This is a genomic window from Bacteroidota bacterium (assembly GCA_034723125.1).
In the GTDB taxonomy this organism is placed as follows: Bacteria; Bacteroidota; Bacteroidia; order CAILMK01; family JAAYUY01; genus JAYEOP01.
Window position 1 is genome coordinate 1 of record JAYEOP010000148.1, and the last position, 3,966, is coordinate 3,966.

Sequence of the window (3,966 nt, forward strand, 5' to 3'; positions counted from 1 at the left end):
CCAAATAAGCTTTTCCACAAGAATTTTGTCAGCATTTTTATTCGCCTTTGAAACCTTGCTTATCCATTCTATTGATATTTCTTTTTGATTTATCATAAACTATAAATTGGCAACAAGTTAATTTTGTTGCCGTAAATTAGTATTAATGTATTTTTTTAGTTCTTCCTTTTTTCCTCTCCTGTCAGCATATCTTAACAACTTACTTTTATTAATAGAGTATTTTGAAAAAGCTTCCTTATAAATGGTTTGCATTTCATTACCTTGATATGCGGAAAAGATAATTTTATCACAAAAAATATCTACTAATATTTTTTCTAAAGAAGAAGTGTTTATTCCATCTACATTTTGTGTAGGAGCTTCAGTTATTAGTGTTTTTACAATTATTAAATTATTGTTCTCAGTTATGTATTTCTCAAAAACATCTTTTGTGGGCTCTAAAAAGACTGAATATTTTTTTTCTTTTAAATAAAGAAATATGGCTTGTGTCGCATCTCTCTCAACTTCTATAAATTGATAGAATTGACTAGCTTGATGTAATGTAAATTCATTTAGAATAGAAGAATTCCAAATACAAAATTCTAAATAAGGAAATTCCTTATTTATTTTTTTGGTTAAAGATTTTTCTTTTGAAGAAATTTCAGGTATAAAGGAATTCATTGCACCAAGAGTAAATATTCCTTTTCCAATTCGATTAAGAATACCTTGCTTTACTAATGTGTATATCCGCCAATTAATAGTTGTTTGACTAATATTGGGCTCATACCCTTTAAAGAAGAAAGCAATATCCTTTGTTTTAAAGCTTTCTTTGTCTTTAAAAAATGTTTTAAATTTTTCGATATGTAATTTGTCTTTAGCGATATTATTCTTGTTTAATTCTGCAAATGTACAAAACTATAATTTGGCAACAAAATTAATTTACTGCCAATTATTAGTCCTCTTTTAGCGTAAAAAGATTTTACTCTTTTATTTTTTAGTGATTGAATTTAGCATAGACAGAAAATAAATGTGTAAAATGTGCGGCTGGTAGTATGAAACACAACGGCAGTCTGTCTAATAACCCTAACCACCGATTAAATTTTTGTCAAATATAAAGGGAGGTTCTTTAAATTTCATAGTAAAAAAATAGAAATTATTCCTTTGGTGGCAATATATTTTGGAGCGGATTTACAACCACTTCTATTTCAATTTATTGCTTTCGTTATTAAAGGCAAAAAAAGTTCTGCAAGCCACCGAAACCTCTCTTGAATTTATACCGTGTTGTACATAGTGTCTCTAAGAAAACTCTGCAAAATTTGATAGTTTTCTTAGAGGCACTAATTACACTTGCAACTTATTTTATTGGTTCATATATTTTTCACATAGATGTTAATGTTTTCCCTGAATGGGCAAATGTGAAATGAGGGTTGCTAATTTAGAGAATAGTGATTATCCTTTGTTTAATATTTGTAAAAGGGACTTCTAAAGTAATCATCAAGCTTTTGAAAATTACCCTCCTTCGCTAAAGCTACGGAGGGTGAGAGTGGAGAATAGCGGATTCGAACCGCTGGCCTCTTGACTGCCAGTCAAACGCTCTAGCCAACTGAGCTAATTCCCCGTTTTTTTTAAAAGGCAAAAATCAATAATTACTTTTAAATAGCAAAATCAATTTTACAAAATTGTTTTATTAATAATTTCGGCTGCATTTTTAGAAGCATTTGCGTTACCTAACAATATTCTTAAATCTTGATAATTTTGTTTCAATTGATTTATTCTCTTTTCATCATTTAAAAGTAAATCTAACTCATCTTTAAGATTTAATTTATTTAAGTTACTTTGAATAAGTTCTTTAACGGCTTCTTTATCAAGAATTAAATTAACAAGTGAAATATATTTTACTTTAGCAAGCCTTTTAAATATTTGATAATTTAAAGATGTAGTTTTATAACAAACCACAAGTGGCAATTCAAATAATGCTGCTTCAAGTACTGCGGTGCCTGATGTAATTAAAGCTACTTTTGCGTGAAATAAAATATCATAAGTCTTCTCAAAAATTATTGCTATGTTTTCATCTTTAATAATATCCCTATAAAATGATTCACTAAAGTTTGAAGAGCCTGCTATTACAAAGTTGTAATCTTTAAAATCATTTTTTACGCTAATTAAAACTTCCAGTATCTTTTGAATTTCTTGCTTTCTGCTTCCGGGCAAAATAGCAATAAGCTCTTTATCATTAAGCTTATTGTTTATCAAGAAATTTTTGTCCGCTTGAAATTTATTAATATTTTCTACTAAGGGATGCCCTGCGTATTCTACTTTATAATTATGTTTTTTATAAAATTCTTGTTCAAAAGGGAGTATGCTTATTAAAGTGTCAATATTTTTTTTAATTTTTTTTATCCTATTTTCTTTCCAAGCCCAAATTTGAGGAGAAATGTAATAAACTACTTTAAAATCGTTTTTTTTAGCAAAGTCAGCTATTCTGAAATTAAAGCCGGGATAATCAATAAGAATTACAACATCAGGATTGAACTTTAAAATATCTGATTTGCATTTTTTTAGGATTTTAGAGATTTTGTGTAGGTTTAAAATAACTTCTTTAAAACCCATAAAAGCAGTATTTTTATAATGTTCATTTAAAGATACTCCTTGTTGCTCCATCATGTTTCCACCAATACCTCTAAAAACAGCATTTTTGTCAAGTTTTTTTATTTCACTTATCAAATTAGAACCATGAAGGTCTCCTGATGCTTCACCTGCAATAATGTAATATTTTGACATTACATAAAAATTTTCACTAAAACAACTGCAAGTACAAGAATAAAGGTTGCGAGAATAATTCCACGTGCAGTTTTATATTTATTTTTATTTATAAAAAGGTAAAAAAATACAAGATTTGGAATACCTGCCAGACTTAATAGAGGAGATAATATCCTTTTGTTATGAAATAAAGTTCCAAAATAATCGGACAATGAAATATCGTTGAACTTAATAAAATAAAATACGATAAAACTTAAAAAAACTGATAGAACACCAATTATAACACCTATGTAGATTGAATTATATTTTTTCATTTTTATTAATTGTTTTTAATTCTTTCAAAAAATTATGAGCTGTAAGATCAAGGTAAACGGGAACTATGGATACGAATCCATTTTCGAGTGCCCATATATCTGTGTCATTTGTTTTGTCATCACAAAAAAACTCACCCTTTAACCAATATGATGTTTTTCCGTTGTTACTAGATTCTTCTATAAATTCTTCTTTCCATCTTGCAATTGATTGCCTGCAAAACTTAATACCTTTAATTTCATTTTTGTCAAGAGCAGGAATATTTACATTTAGCAAAATACTTTTTGGTAATTTTATAGTTTCAAATAACTTCATTACTTTATGAACAGTATCAATTGCACCGGAAAGGTCAGCTTCTTCATCAAAATTTGTTGAAGAGAAAGCAATTGAAGGTATTCCGCTTAAAGCACCTTCAACGGCAGCTGCAACTGTACCGGAATAAAGCATATTTACTGAGGCATTTGAGCCAAAGTTTATTCCAGAAACCAGCAAATCAGGTTTTGTTTCACAACTATGTTGAAGTCCGAATTTTACACAATCAGCAGGTGTTCCTGAGCAGGAATAAGAATTTGTTCCATCAAAAATATTAGATTTTTCTACACTAATCGGTTCTCGCATTGTTACCGCATGACCAACACCCGATTGGGGTTTGTTTGGTGCTATAACCGTTACATCTCCGTATTCTTTCATGCATTCTACTAATGCATCAATACCTCTGGAATTTATTCCGTCATCATTAGTAACAAATATTTTCTTTCGCCTTTTCAATGTTTTTTTTTACTGCAAAGGTAATCTTTTGAAAATTAAAGTTGAAAAACAGAGTAATTAAAATTTAAGGTTGTAAGTTGAGCTTACCTGATCAACAATTGCTTTTTCATATTACTAATTAGTGGCACTAAGAAAACTTTGTATTACTCA

At 28.9% G+C, this 3,966-nt stretch carries 4 protein-coding genes and 1 tRNA gene; all 5 read right to left on the reverse strand.

What is annotated here, in order from left to right:
* Positions 1-117: 117 nt before the first annotated feature.
* The 5 genes from U9R42_04370 to surE all read right to left on the reverse strand — a co-directional run bounded on the left by U9R42_04370 (position 118) and on the right by surE (position 3,816).
* A complete protein-coding gene (locus U9R42_04370) occupies positions 118-858 on the reverse strand; it encodes a DUF6577 family protein (protein ID MEA3495251.1) in 741 nt (246 codons plus the stop codon).
* A 662-nt stretch (positions 859-1,520) separates the two neighbouring features.
* A tRNA-Ala gene (locus U9R42_04375) sits at positions 1,521-1,594 on the reverse strand.
* A 53-nt stretch (positions 1,595-1,647) separates the two neighbouring features.
* The gene (gene lpxB, locus U9R42_04380) at positions 1,648-2,757 is read right to left on the reverse strand and encodes a lipid-A-disaccharide synthase (GenBank protein ID MEA3495252.1); all 1,110 of its coding nucleotides are present in this window, start codon (positions 2,755-2,757) and stop codon (positions 1,648-1,650) included.
* Positions 2,757-3,050 (reverse strand): hypothetical protein, encoded by a 294-nt coding sequence (locus U9R42_04385; protein MEA3495253.1) that lies wholly within the window; start codon positions 3,048-3,050, stop codon positions 2,757-2,759. Before U9R42_04385 ends, lpxB begins: the two co-directional genes overlap by 1 nt.
* Complete coding sequence (gene surE / locus U9R42_04390) at positions 3,037-3,816, reverse strand: 5'/3'-nucleotidase SurE (GenBank protein ID MEA3495254.1); 780 nt, start codon at positions 3,814-3,816, stop codon at positions 3,037-3,039. The genes U9R42_04385 and surE overlap by 14 nt, the downstream gene beginning before the upstream one ends.
* Positions 3,817-3,966 lie beyond the last annotated feature (150 nt).

Bases quoted from the DNA above. Each gene is read 5' to 3' on its own strand.
- lpxB (MEA3495252.1), bottom strand. From the start codon at position 2,757: ATGTCAAAATATTACATTATTGCAGGTGAAGCATCAGGAGACCTTCAT.
- U9R42_04385 (MEA3495253.1), bottom strand. From the start codon at position 3,050: ATGAAAAAATATAATTCAATCTACATAGGTGTTATAATTGGTGTTCTA.